The sequence below is a fragment of the Guptibacillus hwajinpoensis genome (assembly GCF_001039475.1).
Taxonomy (GTDB): Bacteria; Bacillota; Bacilli; order Bacillales; family Guptibacillaceae; genus Guptibacillus; species Guptibacillus hwajinpoensis.
The window spans coordinates 580,191-605,145 of sequence record NZ_LELK01000001.1 but is presented as its reverse complement, the minus strand read 5'-3'; the positions used below and the strand labels follow the sequence as shown (position 1 = coordinate 605,145).

The 24,955-nt window shown below is 38.9% G+C and carries 19 protein-coding genes and 1 riboswitch; of the genes, 15 read left to right on the top strand and 4 right to left on the bottom strand.

The genetic code is table 11. From position 1 onward, the window contains the following. Positions 1 to 5: 5 nt before the first annotated feature. The 5 genes from AB986_RS03130 to AB986_RS03110 all read left to right on the top strand — a co-directional run bounded on the left by AB986_RS03130 (position 6) and on the right by AB986_RS03110 (position 6,238). Positions 6 to 947 (top strand): ROK family protein, encoded by a 942-nt coding sequence (locus AB986_RS03130; protein ID WP_048309432.1) that lies wholly within the window; start codon positions 6 to 8, stop codon positions 945 to 947. Continuing rightward, positions 937 to 2,142, top strand: a complete 1,206-nt coding sequence (locus AB986_RS03125) for a glycoside hydrolase family 88 protein (protein WP_048309431.1) — start codon at positions 937 to 939, stop codon at positions 2,140 to 2,142. Before AB986_RS03130 ends, AB986_RS03125 begins: the two co-directional genes overlap by 11 nt. Before the next feature lie 19 nt (positions 2,143 to 2,161). Further along, positions 2,162 to 2,488, top strand: a complete 327-nt coding sequence (locus tag AB986_RS03120; protein WP_048309430.1) for a cupin domain-containing protein — start codon at positions 2,162 to 2,164, stop codon at positions 2,486 to 2,488. Then, positions 2,485 to 4,566, top strand: coding sequence for a heparinase II/III domain-containing protein (locus AB986_RS03115; RefSeq protein WP_048309429.1), 2,082 nt, complete (start codon positions 2,485 to 2,487; stop codon positions 4,564 to 4,566). The genes AB986_RS03120 and AB986_RS03115 overlap by 4 nt, the downstream gene beginning before the upstream one ends. A 172-nt stretch (positions 4,567 to 4,738) precedes the next feature. After that, entirely contained in the window at positions 4,739 to 6,238 is a 1,500-nt protein-coding gene (locus tag AB986_RS03110; protein ID WP_236690296.1) for a DUF4091 domain-containing protein, read from the top strand. A 27-nt stretch (positions 6,239 to 6,265) separates the two neighbouring features. Here AB986_RS03110 and AB986_RS03105 read toward each other — a convergent pair whose 3' ends face one another. Next, positions 6,266 to 7,111, bottom strand: coding sequence for an AraC family transcriptional regulator (locus AB986_RS03105; RefSeq protein WP_152670908.1), 846 nt, complete (start codon positions 7,109 to 7,111; stop codon positions 6,266 to 6,268). A 128-nt stretch (positions 7,112 to 7,239) separates the two neighbouring features. Here AB986_RS03105 and AB986_RS03100 point away from each other — a divergent pair, with 128 nt between their 5' ends. The 9 genes from AB986_RS03100 (at position 7,240) to AB986_RS03060 (ending at position 20,911) form a co-directional block, all read left to right on the top strand. Continuing rightward, positions 7,240 to 9,474, top strand: a complete 2,235-nt coding sequence (locus tag AB986_RS03100; protein ID WP_048309426.1) for an FAD-dependent oxidoreductase — start codon at positions 7,240 to 7,242, stop codon at positions 9,472 to 9,474. Between the two features lie 190 nt (positions 9,475 to 9,664). Further along, the gene (locus AB986_RS03095; protein WP_236690353.1) at positions 9,665 to 10,561 is read left to right on the top strand and encodes an ABC transporter permease; all 897 of its coding nucleotides are present in this window, start codon (positions 9,665 to 9,667) and stop codon (positions 10,559 to 10,561) included. Continuing rightward, positions 10,555 to 11,415 carry a carbohydrate ABC transporter permease gene (locus tag AB986_RS03090; RefSeq protein WP_048309424.1) on the top strand — a complete coding sequence of 287 codons (861 nt, stop codon included), beginning with the start codon at positions 10,555 to 10,557 and terminating at the stop codon, positions 11,413 to 11,415. The genes AB986_RS03095 and AB986_RS03090 overlap by 7 nt, the downstream gene beginning before the upstream one ends. A 59-nt stretch (positions 11,416 to 11,474) precedes the next feature. Next, a complete protein-coding gene (locus tag AB986_RS03085) occupies positions 11,475 to 12,644 on the top strand; it encodes a Gfo/Idh/MocA family protein (RefSeq protein ID WP_048309423.1) in 1,170 nt (389 codons plus the stop codon). 42 nt (positions 12,645 to 12,686) lie between these two features. Further along, positions 12,687 to 13,316: a YesL family protein gene (locus AB986_RS03080; protein WP_053216016.1), complete on the top strand. Its 630-nt coding sequence runs from the start codon at positions 12,687 to 12,689 to the stop codon at positions 13,314 to 13,316. Positions 13,317 to 13,336: 20 nt separating this feature from the next. Beyond that, positions 13,337 to 14,170 (top strand): 5-dehydro-4-deoxy-D-glucuronate isomerase, encoded by an 834-nt coding sequence (gene kduI / locus AB986_RS03075; protein WP_048309422.1) that lies wholly within the window; start codon positions 13,337 to 13,339, stop codon positions 14,168 to 14,170. Between the two features lie 10 nt (positions 14,171 to 14,180). Next, positions 14,181 to 14,942, top strand: a complete 762-nt coding sequence (kduD, locus tag AB986_RS03070; protein ID WP_048309421.1) for a 2-dehydro-3-deoxy-D-gluconate 5-dehydrogenase KduD — start codon at positions 14,181 to 14,183, stop codon at positions 14,940 to 14,942. A gap of 31 nt (positions 14,943 to 14,973) precedes the next feature. After that, positions 14,974 to 16,161 (top strand): N-acetylglucosamine-6-phosphate deacetylase, encoded by a 1,188-nt coding sequence (gene nagA / locus AB986_RS03065; RefSeq protein WP_048309420.1) that lies wholly within the window; start codon positions 14,974 to 14,976, stop codon positions 16,159 to 16,161. Positions 16,162 to 16,204: 43 nt separating this feature from the next. Then, on the top strand, positions 16,205 to 20,911 hold the full coding sequence (locus tag AB986_RS03060; protein WP_048309419.1) for a carbohydrate binding domain-containing protein: 4,707 nt from the start codon (positions 16,205 to 16,207) through the stop codon (positions 20,909 to 20,911). Positions 20,912 to 20,976: 65 nt separating this feature from the next. On the opposite strand, the gene AB986_RS03055 is transcribed toward AB986_RS03060, so the two are convergent. The 3 genes from AB986_RS03055 to AB986_RS03045 form a co-directional block, all read right to left on the bottom strand. Next, a complete protein-coding gene (locus tag AB986_RS03055; RefSeq protein WP_048309418.1) occupies positions 20,977 to 22,278 on the bottom strand; it encodes a nucleobase:cation symporter-2 family protein in 1,302 nt (433 codons plus the stop codon). Next, positions 22,275 to 22,862: a xanthine phosphoribosyltransferase gene (locus AB986_RS03050; RefSeq protein ID WP_048309417.1), complete on the bottom strand. Its 588-nt coding sequence runs from the start codon at positions 22,860 to 22,862 to the stop codon at positions 22,275 to 22,277. The genes AB986_RS03055 and AB986_RS03050 overlap by 4 nt, the downstream gene beginning before the upstream one ends. A 105-nt stretch (positions 22,863 to 22,967) precedes the next feature. Continuing rightward, a riboswitch (purine riboswitch) is annotated at positions 22,968 to 23,069 on the bottom strand. A gap of 149 nt (positions 23,070 to 23,218) precedes the next feature. Next, on the bottom strand, positions 23,219 to 24,232 hold the full coding sequence (locus AB986_RS03045) for an LLM class flavin-dependent oxidoreductase (RefSeq protein WP_048309416.1): 1,014 nt from the start codon (positions 24,230 to 24,232) through the stop codon (positions 23,219 to 23,221). Positions 24,233 to 24,428: 196 nt separating this feature from the next. On the opposite strand from AB986_RS03045, the gene AB986_RS03040 reads away from it, so the two are divergent. Further along, entirely contained in the window at positions 24,429 to 24,686 is a 258-nt protein-coding gene (locus AB986_RS03040) for a hypothetical protein (RefSeq protein WP_048309415.1), read from the top strand. The last annotated feature ends 269 nt before the right edge of the window (positions 24,687 to 24,955 follow it).

The following is a 24,955-nucleotide window of genomic DNA, read 5'->3' as shown; positions in this document are numbered from 1 at the left end:
CCAACATGAATCTTTCACTCGGTATTGATGTAGGGGGAACCAAAATTGCAGCTGCGCTCATTACAAAAGATGGGCGCGTGCTATTTCGAAAAGAAGTCCCAAGTGTAACAACGGATAAAGACAAGGTGTTTCAGCAATTAAAGAACTGTATTGATCAAGTATTAAAAGAGTCTGGTTACAAACCAGAAAACCTACTTGGTATCGGTATTGGTGTCCCTGGAAAAGTTGATATTGAAAAAGGAATAGCCATCTATCAAAACAATCTACCTTGGTCTCATTTTCCAATTGGTCCAAAATTGGAAGAACTTTATCCTACTATGTCTGTCATCCTTGATAATGATGTTCATATGGCAGCATTTGCGGAATGGTATCAAAGAGGATGTAAAAAAAATGAAACGTTTGCTTATTTAACTATTAGTACAGGGATTTCATGTTGCATTCTTCACAATGGAGCCATTTTACGTGGTGCTGGTTTTGCAGGCGAAGTAGGCTTAATGTTGACAAGTGCTTCGAAAGAAAATCCAGTGGTTACTCTTGAAAATGTAGCATCCGGTCCAGCTATTCAATCAAAGGCAGCAACAAAAAGAGCAAGACTTCAAATGAAAGAGACTGAACGAATTACCACAGCTACAGTCTTGAGAGATTACTTTCATGGGGAGAAATACGCCTGTCATGTCATGACTGAAGTTTTAAATGATATTAGTAAAGGGATTCATGGCATGATTTGCATGCTCGACCCTCACCAAATTGTTCTAGGTGGTGGGGTCATTAATCATAATCCAGTGTTAATAGACCATATTAAAGCGACACTAAAACCTCTCCTGATTACTGAACAAAGCAGTGCCGTTCATCGATTATCTGTTAGTCAATTGAAAGGAGACTCAGGACTTGTGGGAGCCGGTTTAAGACTTCACAACTCATCTAATGGAGGTGCAAATGAAGTTTAAAACAAATACACAAAGTGTACTAGATGAAGGCATTCGACTAAAAGATCGCTATCAAAAACAGTCTACGATAAACCGCGCGTACGTCGATCAAGCGATTCACCATGTTCTTCAGAAAATTGATCAAAATCTTGAAACTTTTACTGACCGTTTTCCTGATTCAAGTAGCCAAGGTGGGGTGTACCCGTCCATTGAGAACAATGAATGGACAACGAGTTTCTGGACCGGAATGTTATGGCTCGCTTATGAAGTAACTGGAGATCAGAAATACCGCAGTGTAGCTGAAGGACACCTAACTAGTTTCAAACAGCGCTTAAAGAATCGAATTGCTGTAAATCACCATGATCTCGGATTTCTCTACACGCTTTCATGTGTTAGTGCTTATAAATTAACTGGTAATGAAGAAGCCAAAAATGTAGCTATTGAAGCAGCAGACTTGCTCATGACGCGCTTTCATGAAAAAGCAGGTATCATTCAAGCATGGGGCGACTTAACAGACCCGTCACAGCGGGGAAGGATGATTATTGACTGTAATATGAATCTACCTTTACTCTATTGGGCTACAGAAGAAACTGGAGATCAGAAGTATAAGAGCGTAGCTGAAAGCCATATCCAACAGGCAGCACGATACCTTGTGAGAGAAGATGCATCTACGCACCATACTTATTATATGGATCCAGAATCAGGGAAGCCACTGTATGGTGACACACACCAGGGATATGCAGATGATTCTTGTTGGGCTCGCGGGCAAGCATGGGGAATATACGGCTTCCCTCTAAGTTATGCTTATACGAAAGACTGGAATTTAATTACGTTAACTAAAAAACTTACAAATTACTATTTAAATCGTTTACCTAAAGACTATATTTGTTATTGGGATTTAATTTTCACAGATGGCAATGAAGAAAGAGATAGCTCATCAGCTGCTATCGCGCTCTGTGGACTACTTGAATTAGTTAAACATTTACCACTTACAGATGAAGAGAGACCTTATTATGAGAACGCTATCAACAACACAACAGAATCACTAGTTGAACATTACACGACTGATGTAAACTCAAATGAAAATGGATTGTTGCGCCATGCCGTTTACTATAAAGGTGGTAACCGCGGAGTAGATGAAAGTTGTATTTGGGGCGATTATTATTATTTCGAAGCGCTTGTTCGTCTCTCGAAAGACTGGAATTTATATTGGTAATCTGGAAAGGAGTTCGATTATGGGACAAATTGGTGTTTGGGAGTCAGTAGAAGACGGTGTTAAACGAAATATCTTAACAAGTGGTGAAGATCTAATGATTATGGAAGTTCGCTTCAAAAATGGAGCGATCGGAAATAAGCATCAGCATCCTCATGAACAGATTTCCTATTGTCTTGATGGGCAATTTGAATTCACGATTGGCACAGCTCATACGATCATTGAAAAAGGAGAGTCACTTTATATCCCACCAAATACACTTCATGGTGTTAAAGCACTTTCAGATGGTAGTCTTTTAGATTCCTTTAGTCCAGTAAGAGAGGACTTATTAGAAGGAAAGCATTCATGAGTTCCCGTTTGTCAGATACGATTTACTTAAACGCTCAACATGAAGAAACACTACATGCGAAAAAAAAGCTAATCGCCGAGGCGGATGAAGCGCTACAAATACCATTTAGACCTTCAAAGACAGATATCGCAGACTGGGGGCACTATTTTCACTGCCCATATGATGGAGCTGCACTCAATTTCAGCTGGACGAATAATAAGAAATTTGATTGTCCTTCATGCAGGAGAGTCTTTGAAGACTCTCCATTTCTAGGTGGCTGGATGGGAATTGCTCACGGAAAACTAGGAGAGGCAGTTAAACATCTTTCGTTTGCCTATGCGGCTACTAAAAGAGATGATTATTTATTGAAAGCAAACAAGATCCTTTTGGATTATGCAGAGTGCTACCCTCATTACCGAACACATGGAAAGATCCCTTATAATGGGCCAGGTAAACTTTTCGCTCAAACGCTTGATGAAGCCAATTGGATGATTAATCTTTGTTATGCCTATCACATTGGTAAAGAACATTTTACCAAAGAAGAATTGGAACTTGTAAATAATCAGCTATTTCTTGATGCGGCTACCTTTTTATCTATATGGAAAGAACAACAGATTCATAATCATGCCGTCCATATAACTGTTGCCATTTGTATGATCGGTTCAATATTGGGTAATGATCACTTAATTGAACAAGGGTTTAATGGAGATTATGGATTAAAAAATCAGATTAGTAAGGGCGTACTTGAGGATGGTTTATGGTATGAAGGCTCATTCTCCTACCATTTTTATACACTTGAATCGATCGTTCAATTAGCACATATCACAGATGATACTCGTCTTTGGTCATTCCCAGAAATTAAAAAGATGTTCGATACGCCCTTATTATTTATTGATAATGAAGGGTTGCTCCCATCTTTAAATGACTCATCCTCATATATTTCCTTATCTAAATATGCACATCTCTACGAGTTCGCTTTTTCTAGTTATGGGGAAGAGCAGTATCAAATGATATTAAGAAGCTTATACAGCATGCAACCATCAAAGTTTAAACCGGTTCCGCGAGATTCTTATTCATTGTTCTTCATTAACCAATTCGTTTTAAATGATAGCAATTGTATAGTCCCATCTCGTAAGAACAATCAAAATAAGACGTTAACTTCAAGTTCTAGCTTAACAAAAATTTCCTGTGAGAATGGATGGCAGGTCTTTCAAAAGCATGCGCCATTTGGTGGTGAACACGATCATCTCGATCAACTAGGTTTATCGCTTAGCTTAAAAAACAAACCGTTTATACGAGATCCTGGCACAACACGCTATAGTGTGCCTGTACACTATGACTGGTTCAAACATACGTATTCACATAACACCATTAGTATAAATGGAAGTGATCAACCACCAGCAGATGGGAAACGAATCAAAGCTGAACAATGTGAATGGGGAAGTTGGGTAGAAAGCGTCGTAGACTGGAAAAGTGATTCCTATCTTTTTCAAAATTTAATTCAGTTACCTGAGTCAATGAGTTCCTGGGATGTTGAGAGTTACAAAGATTGTTTCATCCAACGTCTCAATGCCATTACCGATCGATTGTTTCTTGACATCGTTACGGTAAACGTACCTGAAAAAAGAGAAGTGGATCTCTTATATCACGTCAACGGCCAAATACTTGACACCCAAAACTGGGAAACATCACAAGCAAAATTAAGCAAATTAAATCAAGATTTATTCAACAATAAGAGAGAAATGATGACGAATGGTTCTGCATTTTTACAATGGAAAGCGAACGAAGAAACTGTAAATCAACATAGCTGGTGTTCATCAAAAACGATGCTCTATTTAGCAAACACTCCCGATAACCCTCCCGTTTCTAATCGAGCCACTTTTATACAAAGAAGTGAGCCACATCAATCCATCACGTATATTAACGTTTTTCAAATGGCTACGGATTTACCAAATAGAGAAGTTGAGAATATAGAAGTGATACAAAGCGAATCCGAAATAAAAATACTTGTCTCCACTCATTCCTCTATATGTGGTGAATTCCGATTAACTAAGGGAAAAAATCACCATTTATCGACCCTTTCCTATTATTCTAGCTAAATAAACGATAAAGGAGTGGTTAATCATTATTGAGACGAAATTAGTAAGCTCGCTCACCAAAGTTTTTGCTGATGAAGATTTAGCTGAACCATATGTTTCATTTGCATCTGCTTTATTAGGTGAAACATATTCCTTTCAGGTAGCGTATCGGTCAGATAAATTAGTGAAAGAAATGAAGGTCGAAATTCATTCTCAGTTAAATGTAACAGCACGAGTAGTTGGACTGGTGCCTTCTGAGTACCCATGTCACTTTGATTACGATGATCATACCCTGCGTCATACACCGGGATTATACCCTGATCCCTTATTTCCAATTATAGAAGAAGAAGGGCTTACAGCTTTTCCAAATCAGTGGCGATCGATTTGGATAACAGTGGACATAGAACAAGACGTTAGACCAGGCGACCATCAAATTGAGATCGCCCTCATTTGCACTAATGGTGATCACATTAAAGAAACTTTTCAATTGAACGTCACTGATGCAAATCTTCCAGAGCAAGGAGTGATTCACACCGAGTGGCTACACACGGATTGTATCGCTTCAATTTATCAATTAGAGATTTTCAGTGATAAATACTGGGACACAGTAGAGAAGTATGTAAAGACAGCTGCTGATCATCATATTAATATGATTTTAACTCCTTTATTCACCCCTCCGCTGGATACTGAGATTGGCGGAGAGAGACCCACCGTACAGCTTGTTGATGTAACAAAAGAAGGAGAGAAATATACATTTCATTTCGAAAAGCTTCTCCGTTGGTTTAAAATGTGTCAGAATAACGGCATTCGATATTTTGAATTCTCTCATCTTTTTAGTCAGTGGGGTGCAAAGCATCCACCTAAAATTATAGGTAATGTACATGGAAAAAAACAAAAACTATTTGGTTGGGAAACAGACGCTACGAGTCAAGACTACCGTTCATTTCTAGCACAATTCTTACCTGCGCTTATTCAATTACTTGAAGAATCCGATCTAACAGATTATTGTTATTTTCATATTTCTGATGAACCTCGAATGGAACATTTGGAGTCTTATACGAATGCAAGCCGTGTTATGAATGATTACCTCGGTGACCTACCAATAATAGACGCACTTTCAGATTATGCATTTTACGAAAAAGGCCTTATTAAAAATCCAGTATCAGCCAACGATCATATTACTCCATTTCTTGAAAACAACGTTCCTGGTTTATGGACTTATTACTGTACTTCTCAATACAAAGAAGTTTCCAATCGTTTTTTTAACATGCCATCCTCTAGGAATAGAATACTAGGAATGCAATTATATAAGTTTAATCTACAGGGCTTTCTTCATTGGGGATTTAACTTCTGGTACTCTTCTTATTCCCAAAAAAAAATTGATCCGTTTCGGAACACAGATGCGAATTACTCTTTTCCATCAGGCGATGCTTTTCTCGTTTATCCTGGAGAGGAAGGACCAATTGAGTCACTTCGTTTAGAAGTGTTAAGGGAGGCCTTTCAAGATCATTCTGCACTACAACTTCTTGAAAGCTATATTGGGCGTGAACAAACTCTCCATCTACTAGAAAACAATTTAGAACAACCATTAACATTCAGCCATTATCCAAAGGAGGCTGCTTGGCTTCTGGCTAAAAGAGACGAAATCAATGAAAGAATTAAGCTTGAAATAAATGTTCATACGCACAAATAAACCGCCTGAAAGGCGGTTTATTTGTATTTACATTTGGTGAATTTTTTTAAATTCTGATGGGCTTTTCCCTTCTTTTGTTCGAAACGCACGACTAAAGTAATACCGATTTTCATAGCCTGAATGTCTTGCGATTTCATCCATCGTCCAATCCGTGTTGGCGAGTAATTTTTTCGCTTCTTCTACTCTAAGTGAAATCAAATATTCCTTTGGAGTCATCCGAAAAGCTGCTTTAAACCTTCTAGTAAGTTGAACAGAACTAAGTCCTAATTGGATGGAAAGGTCATTCATACTAAATAAAGACATTAAGCCTTTCTCTTGAATAGCATTTTTCGCATCAATCATCAGCTTATCTTTTTGGCCGATTTGTTTCACATGCTTTTCTTCAAGCTCCCAACAAAACACGTTCCACATATCTCTCAGTATGTAATTAATACGGGACATATTCTGAGAGTGAGTATGGTTCGAATATAAAGCTAAATATTCGAAATTAGAAGAAAGTCTTTTAAAATCTCTTAACGTCCATTTTCCACTAATAATTGATTCATCTTCTTCCAATGGCTTTAATAATGACGGATCTGATAAATACTCTTTTTTTAATTCCCATTCGAAAATAAATGCAAAAAATGACAAAGGCTCAATTAACTTCCTCTTAAAAGGTGTGTTAGGTGGACAAAACACGAGATCACCGACCTGTGCTACACCATTCTTATGACCGATTGAAAATTCGAATTCACCTTTTTCGACCGCAAATAAGACCCACTTAGGGTGGACATCTTCTTCAAATACAAATCGCTGCTTTTCTTTCCAATGAGCTAAGTAAATCACCGAGGGTACATAGTTTTGTAACGTTTGAGAGTCCAGGATTAATTTCACCACCTTATGAAATAAAGTATAAACAAATGACTCTATATTACATTTTAATAGAAGTTGCCAAGCGATACAATTATATTTAGAAAACTTAAAAAATTATCGAAGGTAACATCAAGGAGGATGTTCATCGCATGAAGTATGAAACAGTCGAATCTGATATAACGGTAATTGGGGGAGGTCTTGCTGGAGTTTGTGCAGCCGTATCAGCCGCTCGATTAGGTAAAACCGTTTTCCTTATCCAAAACAGGCCAGTACTTGGCGGAAATTCAAGTAGTGAAGTAAGAGTGTGGGTAAGCGGTGCTAACGCAGTAGGAACACAAAGATATGCCAGAGAAACAGGCATCATGGGAGAAATGCTTGTTGAAAATCAATATCGGAACCCTGAAGGAAACCCATACTACTGGGACCTGATCGTTTATGAAACCGTCTATAACGAACCAAATATTACACTTCATCTTAATACAGATGTTCATGAAGTAGAAGCCACTGGAGAAAATGACAATCGTGTCATCCAATCGGTTACAGGCTGGATGATGGGATCAGAGCGGAAAATCACCTACAAGAGTGAGGTATTCCTTGACTGTACAGGAGATGGATTAGTTGGTTTTCTCGCAGGCGCCGAATTTAAGTTAGGTAGAGAAGCAAGACATGAGTACGACGAAGAGTGGGCACCAGAAGAAGCTGACAACATCACACTTGGAAGTACCATCTTATTTTATACAAAAGATATCGGAACACCAGTCAAATATGTCGCACCTGCTTTTGCAAGAGATATCACACAGACACTCATACCAGAGAAAAGAATTATTCGTACAGGTGACTCTGGCTGCTATTATTGGTGGATTGAATGGGGCGGGGAAATGGATACCGTTCATCAAAACGAAGCTATACGAGATGAATTGTGGGCAGCCATTTACGGAATCTGGGACTACATTAAAAATTCAGGAAAATTCGATGCTGACAACCTAGTTCTTGAGTGGGTAGGGTCTGTACCAGGTAAAAGAGAGTACCGACGATTTGTAGGCGATTATATGCTAAATCAAAATGATATTATTAGTCAGAGACCATTTGATGATCGGATTGCTTTTGGTGGATGGTCAATCGATCTACATCCCCCAAAGGGCATGTATACTGGAGAAAATGCATCCAAGCACCTTTTCCCTGATGGTCTATATCACATTCCATTCCGCTCTTTATACTCACGCAACGTTTCGAACATGTTTATGGCGGGCCGTAACATAAGTGCAACTCATGTAGCCTTCGGAACTACACGAGTGATGGCAACTTGTGCGGTTATGGGTGAAGCTGCCGGAGTAGGCGCCGCTCTATGTGTGGAGAAACAACTGACGCCACGTGAACTGTATGAAAATCATTTCAAAAGTGTACAGCAAACGTTACTCAAACAAGATGCTTCAATTATTGGAGCTAGAAACGAAGATGAAAGGGATCAAGCTAAACTTGCAAAGATAAGCGCATCAAGCACATATCAAAAGATCGCCATTAACACACCAGCTGAACTGTACTCTTTAAAAAATGATGTGGGTATCTTGTTTCCAGTTGATCAGAAGCTCACTTCAATTGAACTTTTAGTCGATGCTACTATAAAAACAGAAGCGATTATAGAAGTATGGGATACAGGTAGAGGTGAAAATTACATTCCTCGTACATTGCAAAATGAGAGAAAAGTAACCATTCCAAAAGGTGAGAAGCAGTGGATCACAGTTAACATTCCTTGGACACCAAACGAAGAACAAAATGCTTTTATCGTGATTAAGGAAAATGAACAGCTAGCTTTATGGAAGTCAAAACAGCCACTATCCGGGGTGTTAACTTTTGAAAAAGGAGATATTGCTATCGTCGACCCTAACTTGTCCCAACAACCCGAGCAGTTAGTCGTTCAGTGGTCAATGAAAAATCTTACACGACAGCCGTTTTGTTTTAGAGTAAATGATCCAATCGGAACTTACTTACCTGATAAGGTCATTAATGGTTATCACCGTCCTTTTGGATCTCCACATATGTGGATGTCTGAACCAAATGGTCAGGAAGAGTGGATCGAGTTAACTTGGGACAAGCCGATTCAAATGGATGAAATCCACTTAACCTTTAATGATGATGTGAACGAATACTTAATTAACCTTCACTTTTTGAAAACAGAATTCGATATTATGCCAGAGCTAGTTGCCAACTATCGGATTGAAATGAATTTAGATGGTCAGTGGCAAACGTTAGATTCAATCAAATCTAACCGAAAAAGAAAGTGCGTCCATCATTTTGAAACTTTTACCACTGATAAAATACGTGTGGTTATCGAGGAAACCAATGGATCAAAGCACGCTGAACTGATCGAAGTGAGAGTCTACTAGTATCTAAATTAATAAACTCTCACAGGTGTACAGATATGCTATTGTAATAATATCTCAAAAGAAATCGAATTTTCAGGTAAGAAAGTCTGTCACCAAAGAACAGTCTAGGAGGGAATTCATGAATGCAAAAACAGCTGTAGAGTCAGAGAGGTCACTTTATACGAAATCGGAAACAAAGAAGAAAACGCTGATGACAAACTTATGGAAGTACAAAAGCTTCTACATTATGCTTGCACCGGGATTAATTTGGTTTTTCATCTATAAGTATCTACCAATGTATGGTGTTATTATTGCGTTTAAAGATTATAACGTGATGGAAGGCATCACGGGAAGTAACTGGGCCGATCCTTGGTACAAGTATTTTCAAATTTTCTTTGATTCCCCTTATTTCTACCAGCTATTATCTAACACATTGATCATTAGTTTATACAAAATTCTTTTTGGAATGGTTCCGAGTATTGTACTCGCTATTTTTCTAAATGAATGTAAAACAATGTGGTTTAAAAGATGGATACAAACGCTAAGCTACATGCCGCACTTTCTTTCTTGGGTTATCATTTATGGAATTTGTATCGCTTTTTTGTCAGAAAGCACAGGGCTATTTAATCGTTGGTTAACAGAAGGAGGAGCATCCAGCATTCCTTTCTTAACATCAACAGACTGGTTCCGTTCGATATTAGTAGGATCTGAAGCATGGCAAAGTCTTGGATGGGGAGCCATTATTTATTTAGCAGCGATAGCCGGAATTAATCCTTCTCTCTATGAAGCTGCAAAAGTAGATGGGGCGAATCGTTTTCATATGATTTGGCACATTACACTACCAGGAATACGTAACGTTATCATCCTTTTGTTTATTTTAAAACTAGGACATATGCTTGATGCTGGTTTTGAGCAAGTTTACATCATGTATAACGTCCAAGTGTATGAAGTGGCTGATATTATTGATACGTGGGTTTTCCGAACAGGACTTGAACAGATGAACTTCAGCCTTGCTGCATCAGTAGGATTATTTAAGTCAGCAATCGGCCTTATTCTTGTCATCGGAGCGAACCAAATTGCGAAGAAATGGGGGGAAAACATATGGTGAAAAATAAAGGAGACCGCGCCTTTGATCTACTTGTAACGATCTCTCTCATTCTAGTTGGTGTATTATCCGTTTTCCCTTTGCTTTTCGTCGTTGCAGTATCTCTAACCCCGATCGAAGAAGTATTGAAAAATGGTGGATTTGTTCTGATTCCTGAAGCGATTAACTTTGATGCGTATACTCACCTTTTATCACAACCCAAAATCCCAAAATCGTTTATGGTCACCATATTTATTACAGTTGTTGGAACGATCATTAACTTGATTCTTACTACATTAATGGCGTATCCATTAAGTCGCAAAAACTTACCTGGTCGCAACATTTTCATTTTCCTCGTCGTCTTTACACTCTTATTTAACGGCGGGATCGTACCAACATACTTAATTGTAAAAGCAACTGGTTTACTTAATTCCGTGTGGGCAATGATTATTCCGAATGCGATTTGGAGCTTTAATGTTCTGATCATGAAAAGCTTCTTTGAAAACTTACCAGAAGATATTTTCGAAGCAGCTCGAATTGATGGTGCAGGCGAATTTAGAATTCTCGGGCAAATTGTACTCGCTCTTTCGAAACCCGTTATGATTACAATTGGCTTATTCTATGTCGTTGGTCACTGGAACGAATTTTTCCAGGCCGTTATGTACATTACAGATCCTGCCCTAAATCCTCTCCAGGTTGTGGTTCGAGATATTCTTGTACAAAATCAAGACCAAATCGAGAACGTGGATGCAGTTATACCGACAGCTACCATTCAAATGGCAGCCGTTATTATTGCAAGCTTACCAATCATTGTAATTTATCCATTTGTTCAGAAACATTTAACAAAAGGGATGCTACTAGGTTCGATCAAAGGATAGAAAACGATCATGTCAGAAGCAGAACATAGAATGAATGCCATACTCGTAGGGGAGAAACAATGAAACAAGTAAGAATTGGATTAATCGGTATTGGATTAAGAAGTTCTATTGCAAAATATTGGCATCAGCCGGATGGAGAATCTGTTGTTGTAGCAGCAGCAGATCTATCCATCTCTAGATTAAAAGCCTTTCAAGAAGACATAAACAAAGAAACATATATTACGACAGATTATAAGGAACTTTTGGAACGACAAGACGTGGATGCCGTTGTTATTACAACACCTGATCACTTACATGAGGAACATGCCATTGCAGCATTTAGAGCAGGAAAACACGTGTATTGCGAGAAACCATTAGCTATTTCAGTGGATGGGTGTGATCGTATTCTCGATGAGTGGGAGAAGTCAGAGAAGCATCTTATGATCGGGTTTAATATGAGGTACATGAATATGTTTCGAACGATGAAAGGAATTGTGGACTCTGGTGTAATAGGTGACATTAAAGCCGTTTGGGTTCGTCATTTTGTAGGGTTAGGTGGAGAGTATTACTACCATGACTGGCACGCTAACTCTTCAAATACGAATTCTCTTTTACTCCAAAAGGGTTCTCATGATTTAGATATTATCCACTGGATAACAGGAAGTTACACCAAAAAAGTCTCAGCATTTGGTAGCCTTGATTTCTTCGGAGGAGAAAAAGATAACAATCTTACGTGTCCCACTTGTGATCAAAAACAGGACTGCACAGAATTTAGCACTACTCCATTGAATCAATGCGCTTTTCGCAATGAAGTGGATGTAGAAGACAATAACATGGTCATTATGGAATTAGAAGGTGGCATTAAAGCTTCTTATTTACAGTGTCATTTTACCCCAGATTATCAACGCAACTATACGTTTATTGGCACAAAAGGAAGAATTGAAAACTCCGAACCGGATGGAAAAGTATATGTGAAGACGAGAAAATCTAACACCTGGCATGAATATGCTGATCAAACATACGACATAAAGACGACAGAGGGAAGTCATGGTGGAGCCGATCCAGTCATATGCCAGGATTTTGTAAATCTTGTTCTTCATAATAAACAACCGCTCACAACTCCTTATGCTGGAAGAATGAGTGTCGCAGTTGGTTGTGCGGCGTCAGAATCCATTCGGGCTGGAGGAAAAGTGGTACAGGTCACTCAGCGAGTTGGATCTGAAAAGGCACAAAGCACAGGTATTACTTAACTAAACATCACGAGAAAAAGAAGGATAAAGAGGTGTATCTGAATGGTTGAATTAAATGGCTTATGGGGCAAATTTTATCGCATTACAGAATGGATCGCTCGTCTTGTATACGTTCAATGTCTATGGCTCTTATTCTCGATTGTTGGGCTTTTGGTCGCAGGAATTTTCCCTGCAACAATGGGCATGTTTGCAGTCGTACGCCGCTGGCAACTCGGAGAGACAGATGTTCCTGTTTTCCCTGAGTTTTGGACTACCTATAAACAAGAATTTGTAAAGGCCAATCTTGTTGGCTGGTTGACGACGATCGTGGGAGGGTTATTGCTCTTTAATTTAACCCTATTCAGAGGCTATGAAGGAGTATTCTTCCTCATATGCTACCTCTTTACCTTAACAATTATATTTTTGTATAGCTTGACTGCGCTTTTTGTTGCTCCTGTTTTTGTTCAATATAAATTATCAGCCCTTAAAGTTATCAAATACGCGGCCATCATTGCATTATCTTATCCGTTACATGCTTTGATGATGGGGGCAATCATGATTGCCTTCTATTATGTTCTTTTATTAGTTCCTGGGTTATTACCGATTTTCAGCTTTAGCTGGCTTGCCTTTCTACTCATGTGGGTAGCGAATCTTGTTTTTCGTAGAATGGATCAAAAAGAAGTTCAAAAATAACATTTATGGGAGATGAGAATATGGAAATCAGACATGCAACAAACCCGACAGAAGCCAAACACTATACAACAGATCAATTAAGAGAACGGTACATGATGGAGAGGGTTTTTACTGAAGGGGAAATCAATATGCTTTATGCTCATGACGATCGCATGGTCATCGGTGGCGCTATCCCAACAAGTCAGGAAGGACTTTCACTATCCGCAACAGAGACATTAAAAACGTCTTATTTTCTAGAACGCCGAGAAATTGGAATCATAAACATCGGTGGGCATGGAACTGTCCAGGTTGATCAAGAAACGTTTGAACTCGATAAGCGTGATTGTCTTTACATAGGAAAAGGCAAGGAAAACGTTACGTTTTACCCTGGTAACGCCGAGAATGCAGCAAAGTTTTATTTTGTCTCTACACTAGCTCATAAAGAATATCCTACTCAGAAATTAGCGATCAAAGACGCGGAGCCTAACCACCTTGGTTCTATTAAAGAGTCAAATGAACGAACGATTTACAAATACGTTCACGCAGAAGGAATTCAAAGCTGCCAACTCATGCTAGGGATGACAATGCTAGAGCCTCATAATATGTGGAACACGATGCCAGCTCACATTCATGATCGCCGAAGTGAAATCTATTTTTATTTTGATATGCCTGAAGAAGGACGTGTTTTTCATTTCATGGGAGAGCCAGACGAAACAAGACATTTGCTCGTTTCTAATGAACAAGCAGTCATTTCCCCATCCTGGTCCATCCATAGCGGTGCTGGAACTTCAAGCTATACGTTTATTTGGGCTATGGCTGGAGAGAACTACACGTTTACGGATATGGACTTTATTGATATGAAAGACTTAAAATAGGAGGCTAATGATGGGATACTTAGATCGTTTTTCATTAGAAGGGAAAACAGCACTCGTCACAGGAGCAGCTGGAGGAATTGGTCAAGCAATCGCCGTGGCTTATTCAAAAGCAGGGGCAAAGCTCATACTACTTGGTCATCGAAATAACTTAGATGAAACAACGCAACTGATTGAGGAAGGAGGTGGGAGTGCTCATCAAGTGATTATTGATTTAGAGGATGTTGAATCACTTCCAGCATATTGTGAAGATCTATTAAGTCAATTCCAAATCGATATTTTGGTTAATAACGCTGGGATCATTAGACGAGATGAGGCTTCTGATTATTCAATAGACAACTGGAATGCTGTGATGAACACGAACGTCAATGCCTTATTCCTTCTTACTCAACATCTTGCTCGTCCGATGCTTGAACGAAAGGAAGGGAAAATCATTAATATTGCGTCTTTACTATCATATCAAGGAGGTGTGTATGTACCAGCATACACAGCAAGCAAACACGCTGTTAACGGTTTAGTAAAAGCGTTTTCGAATGAATGGGCAAAGGATGGAATTCAGGTGAATGGCCTTGCGCCAGGCTACATTGCCACAAATAATACAAAAGCCATTCGAGAAGATGAGAAACGCAACCAATCTATCTTAGAGCGCATCCCTGCTGGAAGATGGGGAGAAGCGGAGGACTTAACAGGCGCAGCCATTTTCCTAGCTTCTGAGGCTTCTAATTACATGAACGGACATACGTTAATTGTTGATGGCGGTTGGATGGCTCGGTAGTAAGTTGCTCTAAACGGAAGGCGGTGAAAAGTTGCAACGCATCTTACTTAGAGGAGGAAAAGTTTACACTCCTAATCCAAATCGTCAAGAAAATACTATTCTCATTGAAAATGATAAAATCACCGGTATCGGTTCAGATATTTCAAGAGATTTACCGGTTGATCAAGTGATAGATCTCCCTTCCCAATACGCTATTCTACCCGGTATGATCGATGTCCACATTCATGGTGCAGCAGGTTCAGACGTCATGGATAGTACCCCTGAAGCCTTAACAACGATTGCCAAAACTCTTCCCTTAGAGGGTACGACTAGCTTTCTAGCTACAACAATGACGAACCCCTCTTCAAATATTGAACATGCATTAAGAAATGCTGCTATTTATCATCAAAAAAATAACCATCCTGGCCAGGCTGAAATGATTGGGATTCACCTAGAAGGCCCATTTATTAATCAAAACCGTGCGGGTGCTCAACCTACTTCCTCCATTATTAGACCAGATGTTTCAACATTCAAACACTACCAATCTCTCGCAAATGATTTAATAAAGCTTGTCACACTTGCTCCTGAACTTGATGATCAAACAGAATTAACGAGGTATTTATATGAAAACGGGATGATCGCTTCAGTTGGTCATTCCGAAGCTAATTTTGTACAACTATCTCACGCTGTTAACTCAGGTATTCGACACGCAACACACCTTTTTAATGGAATGAACGGTCTTCATCACCGGGACCCAGGTTCGGCTGGTGCTATTCTATTGAATCAAAACATCTTAGCTGAAATCATCGTAGATGGGATTCATGTTTCTAAAGATATGGTTGATTTAACTTATCGGCTTAAGGGAGCAGAAGGACTTCTTCTAATAACAGATGCGATGAGGGCTAAATGCTTAAACGAGGGCATTTATGATTTAGGTGGTCAGGAAGTGGAAGTAAAAGATCATAAAGCCATACTAAAGAGATCTGGCAGTTTAGCTGGAAGCATACTAAAAATGAACGAAGCTGCCCGAAACATGATGGAATTTACTCATTGTTCCATGTATGACCTTATGAAGATGACATCTGAAAACGCAGCGAAAGAATTAGGGATTTGGGAGAGAAAAGGAAGTATAGAAGTGAATAAGGATGCAGACTTACTCGTAGTTGATGAACAAATGAATGTGCAATTAACGATATGTAGAGGACAAATAGCAAATCGATCACTTCAAGAAAACAAATAGCATAAGTTGATCCGTCAACCAATCCACTAATTGGGAGGATATTATGCAGAAACCGTCTGGATACTCTTTACTAGCCGTCTTGACCTTAGTCATTTCCTTACTTGTTTCATCAGCGCTTCATGCAGAAGAAAACAACATGGTTCGTAATGGTAGCTTTGAAGATTCGAATGGTTCATTGAACAAATGGGGAGTATGGAAAGCATCTGGAAACCCAACGATTGAAGCTATTTCTGACTCGTCAATTGATGGAAGTCACGCACTATCCATTCAAAGCCCTGATCAAAATGCTCGCGCCTCGGTGTATCAAGATATTCTTGTCGAGCCAGGGGAAAGTTATCAAGTTTCTGAGTGGATTAAGCTTAAAAATGTTCAATCCTCTTCAAAGGGAGCCTATATAAGAGTATCCTTCTATAAAGCGGATGGGCAAAGAAGTAAAGAATTTTCGCTATTTGAAGGGAAGGGAACAACCGATTGGGAACAAGCCTCCCTAACACTTGATATCCCTTCAACCATCACAAAAATACGCATCGAGAATTTTCTCGAAAACGGGACAGGGCAAATATTGATCGATGACGTTCAAGTTGTACCAACTACTAATATACTTCCAACAAAACTAGAATTGAATACTTCTTATAAAGCAATGGAAATTGATGAAACATTCCAAGCAGAAGCAACAGTCTTACCTGAGAACGCTACAAATAAGGAAGTTACATGGACTAGTTCTGACAACACTGTTGCAGAAGTTAATCAAACAGGACTAGTTAAAGGTTTAAACAATGGTTTCGCAACGATTACAGCCACAACAGCATCTGGCGCGTTAACTTCCGTATTTACAGTAGAGATCGGTCAGGCTAATTATATTCTAAATGGAGCATTTGAGGATGGTGATCCTGGCTCCGCCCCTCCCAAGTGGAGTACCTGGAAGCCGAAGGGAAATGGAGAAATTAAGCTTGTTACAGATCAGGTGAAGGAAGGAACACAATCTGCTTATCTACACAATACAAATCCTGATGATAGAACGTCACTCGTTCAAAGAGTTCCCATACAAGCGGAAACAACCTATGCACTATCTTATTGGATGAAGACGGAAGATATTAATGAAGGTACAGGGTCTATGGCCGTACGCATTCAATTCAAAAATGAAACATGGCAAAATACGTCAGGTATGATTTTAGTTGGAGCAATGGAAGGTTCAAATGAATGGACAAAAATAACAAAACTTCTCAACGTCCCGAAAAACACGGTTACATTATCCATCGAACCAATGATGGATAGTCGAAATGGGAAAGCGTGGATTGATGATATGCAATTAGTAAAAGTGAACTATGATGAGCCACCTGAAATCAGTGCGTTTCAAGCAACGACAATCACAACAGGAGCTGTCAAGTTAAAATGGGATGTCCCTCCCGGATATAATGACCTTTTAACATATAACATTTATCGAAGCACAGAAGAGGAGTTTCCACTTGATGAGGAACATCTATTAAATAAGAGTGAAACAAACGAATGGATCGACTCGAGAACTTCCTTAGGTGCTACCTATTTTTATAAGATAGAAGCAATAATGAAAGCCACAAAGGAAAGTAGTCAATCCAATACTGCATCAGTTGAAATCACAAACGTCGAACCACCATCTAAGCCAGAGGCATTTAGCGTCCTTACTCATATAGAAAATGGCGCTGTAGGAACATGGGGATTATCTCCGGAATCGCGCCTTGAGTTCATCAGAATTTATTCTTCTCCTAATAAAATTGAAAATTTAAACGAGGCCACTCTTGTAGCCGAAGATCAAGCTCAGCATCCTTCACTTTGGATGAATGAAGACGTTACTGATGAGTATTTCGCCATGACTGTCGTTGATGCGGAAGGAAATGAGAGCGATTTCATAACTGCTAAACAAAAAGATATTCTCCCTAAAGTCCAAGATGAACCAATAAGTCTTGATCATCCTTATTTGTATTTTAATGAAAATGACATAGACGAACTAAAAGCTAAAATAGAAACAGAAGCATATGCAGAAGAGGCACTTAAAGACTTACAGAAAAACGCAGATGAAGCAATCCAACGAACCACAGGGGAATTTTCACTCCCGCCTACTAAGAATAACCTTCACTTGCATTTAGGAGAAATCGCAAGAGATGCCGGACTCGTTTATTGGATAACAGAGGATGATAAATACAAAGAAGCTGCCATGACGATAATGAAAGAATACGCAGATCATTACCCCGGTTATCCCCTGACAGGAAGTTATGATGGGAGACTTACAGCACAAACTCTTGAAGAATCGGAATGGTTGATCAATATAGCTTGGGTATACGATATGATGCATCCTTTTCTAGATGATAATGAGAGATATAAAGTAGAAGAGAATGTATTGAAAAACGCAATAGAAGTAATTGATCGCTACCAACGAGGTCTCTCCAATTGGCAGGTCTGGCATAATGCTGCGATAGGAAATGCAGCACTCGTTTTGAAAGATATGTCACGTCTTGATCAAGTTATCAATGATCAAAAGCATGGGGCATTAAAGCAGCTTTCGGAAGGAATCCGCCAAGATGGTCTATGGTGGGAAGGTCCAAGTACGTATCATGAATATGCCATTAAACCCCTTATGTATCTTTCTGTTCCACTCTATCAATCGAATCAAGACTTATTTCATGTAAAAAATGGTGAACAATATGCTATTAAAGAAATGCTCGATTCATTAATGAATTATACATTTGGAAATATGGCTCGGCCTGCAATCGGAAACGCTGCATATAAAACCTTACAATCTAAAATGATTTACGAAATCGGCTTCCATTACTATCAAGACCCAAAATACGCCTGGCTGATTAAACAATCCGTTGGAGAAAATCGTGAAGGTTCACTCACAGAGCCTTGGGCGATATTATTTGCAGATAAAGATCTTTCTTCTGCTGATTTTTCTATTGGTACAAATGACTTTGCTCCAGAAGGGGAAAATAACAATGGAAGCACTTTTTATCGAGATTCCGGTTTAACAATTATCCGTAATCATAAACCGGCTGGACAAGCGATGAATGTTAGTCTTTTTTATAGTCCTCCCGGGACTCCCAACGGACACCTTCATGCAGATAAATTAGGCATTATGATGTATGCTGATTCGAAAATGTGGCTGAAAGATGCCGGTTCCCTTGGCTATGACAATCCTATGCATGTGAGCTGGGCGAAACAAACGCTAGCTCATAATACACTAGTTGTTGATCAAACGAGCCAGTATCCGCAGGGGGACTCAACATATTTATGGCAAGCTGATGAACCAGGAAACCCTTCTTCAGGTTATTTAAAACATGACTTCATTGGTCCAGTTGTGAAGCAAACCCGTGCAATATCTGATGCAGTTTATGAAGGTGTTGCTATGGAACGCACCACTACGATGTTAGATGAGTACGTGCTAGATTGGTTTCATGCTGAAAGTGAAGACAATCATACGTACGATCTTCCTTTTCATATAAATGGAGACCTAATGGACATCACTGTCGACGATCGAAGTAATGCCGATCAACTTCGAGATAAAGGCGGCTATCAACATTTGAATAGTTTGGAGAAGGGAATATCAGATGAGCTGTGGGAAGCAACCTATCAAAAAGACGATCAGTTCTTTACCCTTACGATGCTAGGTGAAGAACAAACATCTATCTATACCGGAAAAGTCTTCACTGAAATGTTGATGCCACGTAGATCGGCAAGAAAAACTGATTTTGTTTCTGTCATTCAACCTTACGAGGAAGAAAATGAAAAAGTAAATGTCATGGAAGTGCCTGTAGTGAGCGATCAATTTGCTAAAGGTGTTACTGTTTCTAGTTCGGATTTTGAAGATGCCATTATTATTGGAAACAAATTAGAACAAAAGAAGATGAACGAAATGGAATCCGACGGTGCTTTCGCTATGACAAGACATTCATTAAATGATCATAAACTAATAGGGCTTTCACTTCAGGAAGGAACTTATCTTAGTTTGGATGAAACCAATCTAACACTAGATCAAGAGGGAAGTATCGAACTTAGTAAGGTGGAAGAAAACTTTCGAATTGACTATCAAGGTTCTGACAATGTGATTACTCTTTCAGGTGATTTGATAAAGCCACAGACAAAAGGATGGATTTATGATGAAGAAAAAAAGAAAATGAAAAAGTTGAAAATGAAACAGAAAAACCAACTTACTATTCCCGTAAAAAATAATGATCAATTTATTTTAACAGATGGTGGGAATCCGAAAGAAGTAGCACAGCTTTATTCACATGTAGAACCTATTTTTAAAGAGCAGCAAACAGAACCAGAAGTCACTGGAGAAGTTTCCATAACCTCTGCAGAAGAAGGAGTTATTGTTGAGGGGGAAGATTTTGTTGATCAGGGGGGTGGAGAGGTCGTCATCACTCCAAAAGCCGGAGCATCAGAAGGATTAGCTCTGAAAAACTGGGATCATGAGAACCACTGGTTGAAATGGAAAATCACGGTTCCAGATGGAGGAACTTACAAGGCGATTGTACGCTATTCCACTGATATGCCGAATGCTTATCGAGAATTTAAGGTAGACGAAGGTCAAACGAATAGCTTTCATTTTCCTTCCACATATGGATGGGAGAATTGGGAAGATGTACGATTGGATGCTTTAGATAACCAGCCGCTTCTATTTGAACTTGAGGCAGGTGAACATGTCATTTATATGAACAACTTACTTTCCCCTTTAAATATTGACTATATTAAATTAGTAAAGAAAAATAGCTAAAATTTCATCATTATCAAAAAGGAAGCCTGGATTCGAATGAGTTATTCGAATCCAGGCTTGTTGTTTTATGAAGCTTTGGATTGAACGAGAGCAGCGGAAATTGTTTTTTCTTTTCCAAATACGTGAAAAACAATATTTAATGTAATTGCCGTTAAACTACCTGCTACAATCCCATTATCTGTTAGAATTTGAAGGCTTTGTGGCAGTTTTTCAAAAACAGATGGAGCCGCTGTAACACCTAGACCAACTCCAATCGAACAAGCAATGATAAAGAGGTTCTCTTGAGATTGAAAGTCTACGCGAGAAAGCATTTTAATGCCATAAGCCATTACCATACCAAACATAACAATCATAGCTCCACCAAGGACTGGTGGCGGGATAATAGTTGTGACAGCACCGATTTTTGGCACTAAACCGATCAAAATCAGCATTGAACCAACGAGATAAATAATTTGCTTCTTCTTGACACCAGATAGTTGAATTAACCCCACATTTTGTGAATAAGTAGTATAAGGAAATGCATTAAACAATCCACCTAATACAATCGCTAGGCCTTCTGCTCTGTAGCCGTTTCTCACATCTTTCTCCGTCAGTTTTTCATCACAAATATCACTTAAAGCAAAGTATACACCTGTAGATTCTACAAGGCTTACAAGAACAACGAGAATCATCGTCAAGATAGCCGTCCATTCAAATGTAGGTACCCCAAAATAGAGCGGTTGAATTAAATGAAACCAGCTAGCTTCTTTAATAGGTGTTAGGTCAACCATCCCCATGAATCCGCCAACGATCGTACCAACTGCAAGTCCTATTAGGATGGCAACTGAACGGATAAACCCTTTAAAGAATCGAGTCAATAACACAATAAAGAGAAGCGTACCAAATCCAAGACTAATATTCTGTAAAGATCCAAAATCAACCGAACCTTCCCCACCTGCTATATTCCCCATAGCAACGGGAATCAGGGTAATTCCGATGATGGTGACGACTGAACCAGTCACAACCGGTGGAAAGAATGCTATTAATTTGCTGAAAATAGGTGAGATTAAGATCACGAATAAACCTGCAGCGAGAATGGCTCCGTAAATGGCCGTAATCCCATATGTTCCACCGATCGCAATCATTGGACCAACTGCGGTAAAGGTACAACCAAGTACTACCGGCAAGCCAATACCGAAGAAACGATTTTTCCATACTTGTAGAATACTAGCCATTCCACACATAAAAATATCAATCGAGACAAGATAAGTGAGTTCCTTTCCACTTAACCCCAGGGCCCCTCCTACAATGAGTGGTACAACGACAGCTCCTGCATACATGGCAAGAACATGTTGAATGCCTAGTGATAAATATTTCAGGCTATTCATACGAAACTTCCCTCATTCACAAAGGTAACTTTTCCAGCTTCTAGTTTAGCGATTTTCGCTAACGATTCCACCCTAATCCCTTTTGAGCGAAGGCGTTTCCCGCCATTTTGAAATGCCTTTTCAATAACAATACCAATTCCAGCTACCGAAGCACCTGACTTAGAAACAACTTTTATGAGACCTTCAGCAGCTTGGCCATTTGCAAGGAAGTCATCAATAACAAGAACGTGATCTTCTTCATTTAAAAATTTACTCGAAATGGTGATTGTATTCGTTTCTTCTTTAGTGAAAGAATATACATCTGCCGTTAACAAGTCCTCCTGTAATGTGAGCGACTTTCGCTTTCGAGCAAAAATAAGCGGTACATTAAGGGTAAGGGCAGCAAAAACTGCTGGTGCAATACCAGATGATTCAAGTGTTACGACTTTTGTAATGGAGTCTCTTTGAAATTTACTCGCAAATGTCTCACCAATTTCCTTCATAAGTACTGGATCTACTTGATGATTTAAGAATGAATCTACTTTTAAGACAGCGTCAGATAAAGCTAAACCTTCCTGACTAATTTTGTTCATTAAATTTTCCATATAATTTCCTCCTTCAATACAAAAACCCGAAGAACATCGTTGCTCACAGAAGAGTGAGCAACATGCCTCCGGGAATATAGGTAAAGAAAGAGTCTACAGTAATTAAACTGAAGGTTGCTCACTCATAGTCGAATCATTTACGGTGATCCGGTAGAAACTTGCAAGCCATATTCTTGCGGTTATATGAGTGATGTTCTTATTCAGGTTATGATTGGTATTATAAACCAGCATTCAAATCAATGTAAAGACAAATCTTAACAATGACTTACTCTTAATCAACTTCGTTCGGGTTTCAAAGAAATAACGTTATTTGCAAACACTAGAACATTTTAACTCATTAGTTATAGGGGAATTGATTAATCAGTCGTTAATTCTGATAATAACTTATAGGATTTTTTACGCTTTTCATAATCATAAACAGAAGAAATTACCATCATTTCATCTGCTTGCGTTTCATCGAGAAATTCCTGCATTTTTCGATTGACCGTTTCAGGACTACCAACAATAGAAGTCGCAAGCTGCTGATCAAGTGCGGCAAGCTCATATTCACTCGCATTTAGCTTCTCAACAGGTGGTTGAATAGGCGCTTCATGATTTCGAATCAAATTTAAAAATTGCTGCTGTAAGGTTGTAGACAGATAATTTGCTTCTTCATCTGTATCTGCCACAATCATATTTACACCTACCATCGTATAAGGTTTATCGAGTACTTTCGAAGGCGTAAAGCTTCGGTGATACGTTTCAAGCGCACTAACGGTATTTTTAGGAGAAAAGTGACTTGCGAAAGAATAGGGCAGCCCTAATTTTCCGGCAAGCTCTGCACTATAAAGGCTTGATCCTAATAACCATGTTGGTACGTTAAGACCTTTACCAGGAATAGCTCGTACTGGAGATGATCCTGGACTCATAGAAGGATCAAAATATGAGCGAAGTTCAGCGACTTGTTCTGGGAAATCCTGAGCCATGCTTCCAGTGCCTCTTCTCAGTGCAAATGCTGTACGCTGATCGGTTCCAGGAGCTCGACCAAGTCCCAAATCAATCCGTCCAGGGAAAAGCGATTCTAATGTTCCAAACTGTTCAGCAATAACGAGAGGTGAGTGGTTAGGAAGCATAACACCACCAGAACCAACACGAATGGTAGAAGTACCCGCAGCAACATGGCCAATCACCACAGATGTAGCAGAGCTTGCAATGTATGGCATATTGTGGTGCTCAGCTAGCCAGAAACGATTGTATCCAAGTTTCTCTACATGTTGAGCAAGATTTCTTGTTCGTTCTAAAGCATCCGAAATGGTTTCTCTATCCATTACAGGAGCTAAATCTAGTACCGAGTATTTAATATCAGATAATTTTTTTTGGCTAGTCGACATGAGTTCATCTTCTTTCTCTATTAAGTGTATAAAGGGATTCCACTTTCAAGAAAAACCCATATTCAATTTTATCAGCTGGTACTTTAATTGAAAAACAATATGCATTTTTCATAGATATTCCTTTCTAAAAGTAAGGATAGGTTTGCTGATCTAGTCATTTGTGCATACTATTATAAAAATAGTAGGAGAGAGTAGAATGAAAGAACCCCGATATCGTATTATGTTTTCGTATCGAATGAGGAGCGTAGGGTTTCTATGTGTGCATTGCTTCGATACTCTTGATAAGCAAATTGTTACCATCCCAATTTACTCAAGTTATGAAGGAATCGATTTACAACACGAAACTGTAAAAAGATTACCTATGCAGCTACAAAATACCCTTTTAGAAGAAAAGCAGAAGCTTGATGATGGTTACTATTCGATTCGAACCTGGAATATAGAAAACCTTGGTTAATCTTTTAAACGTCCTTTAAAGAGGACGTTTTTTGTTAATCATTTTTAGAATTGAACGATTAAAAACAAAAACTATTAACATTTAATTCACAACTATAGATAACCATATTTTAGTTGAAATAAAGTATAAATAAATGACTCTATATTCTATTCTCTTAAGCCTAGATTACTTATATACTTAATTTAGAAAATTTAGAAAATTAAACACTAAACAGATTAAAGGGGGTAAGACATACGTGGTTGAAGTGAGAAGTGAAGGAGCTAGTTTAC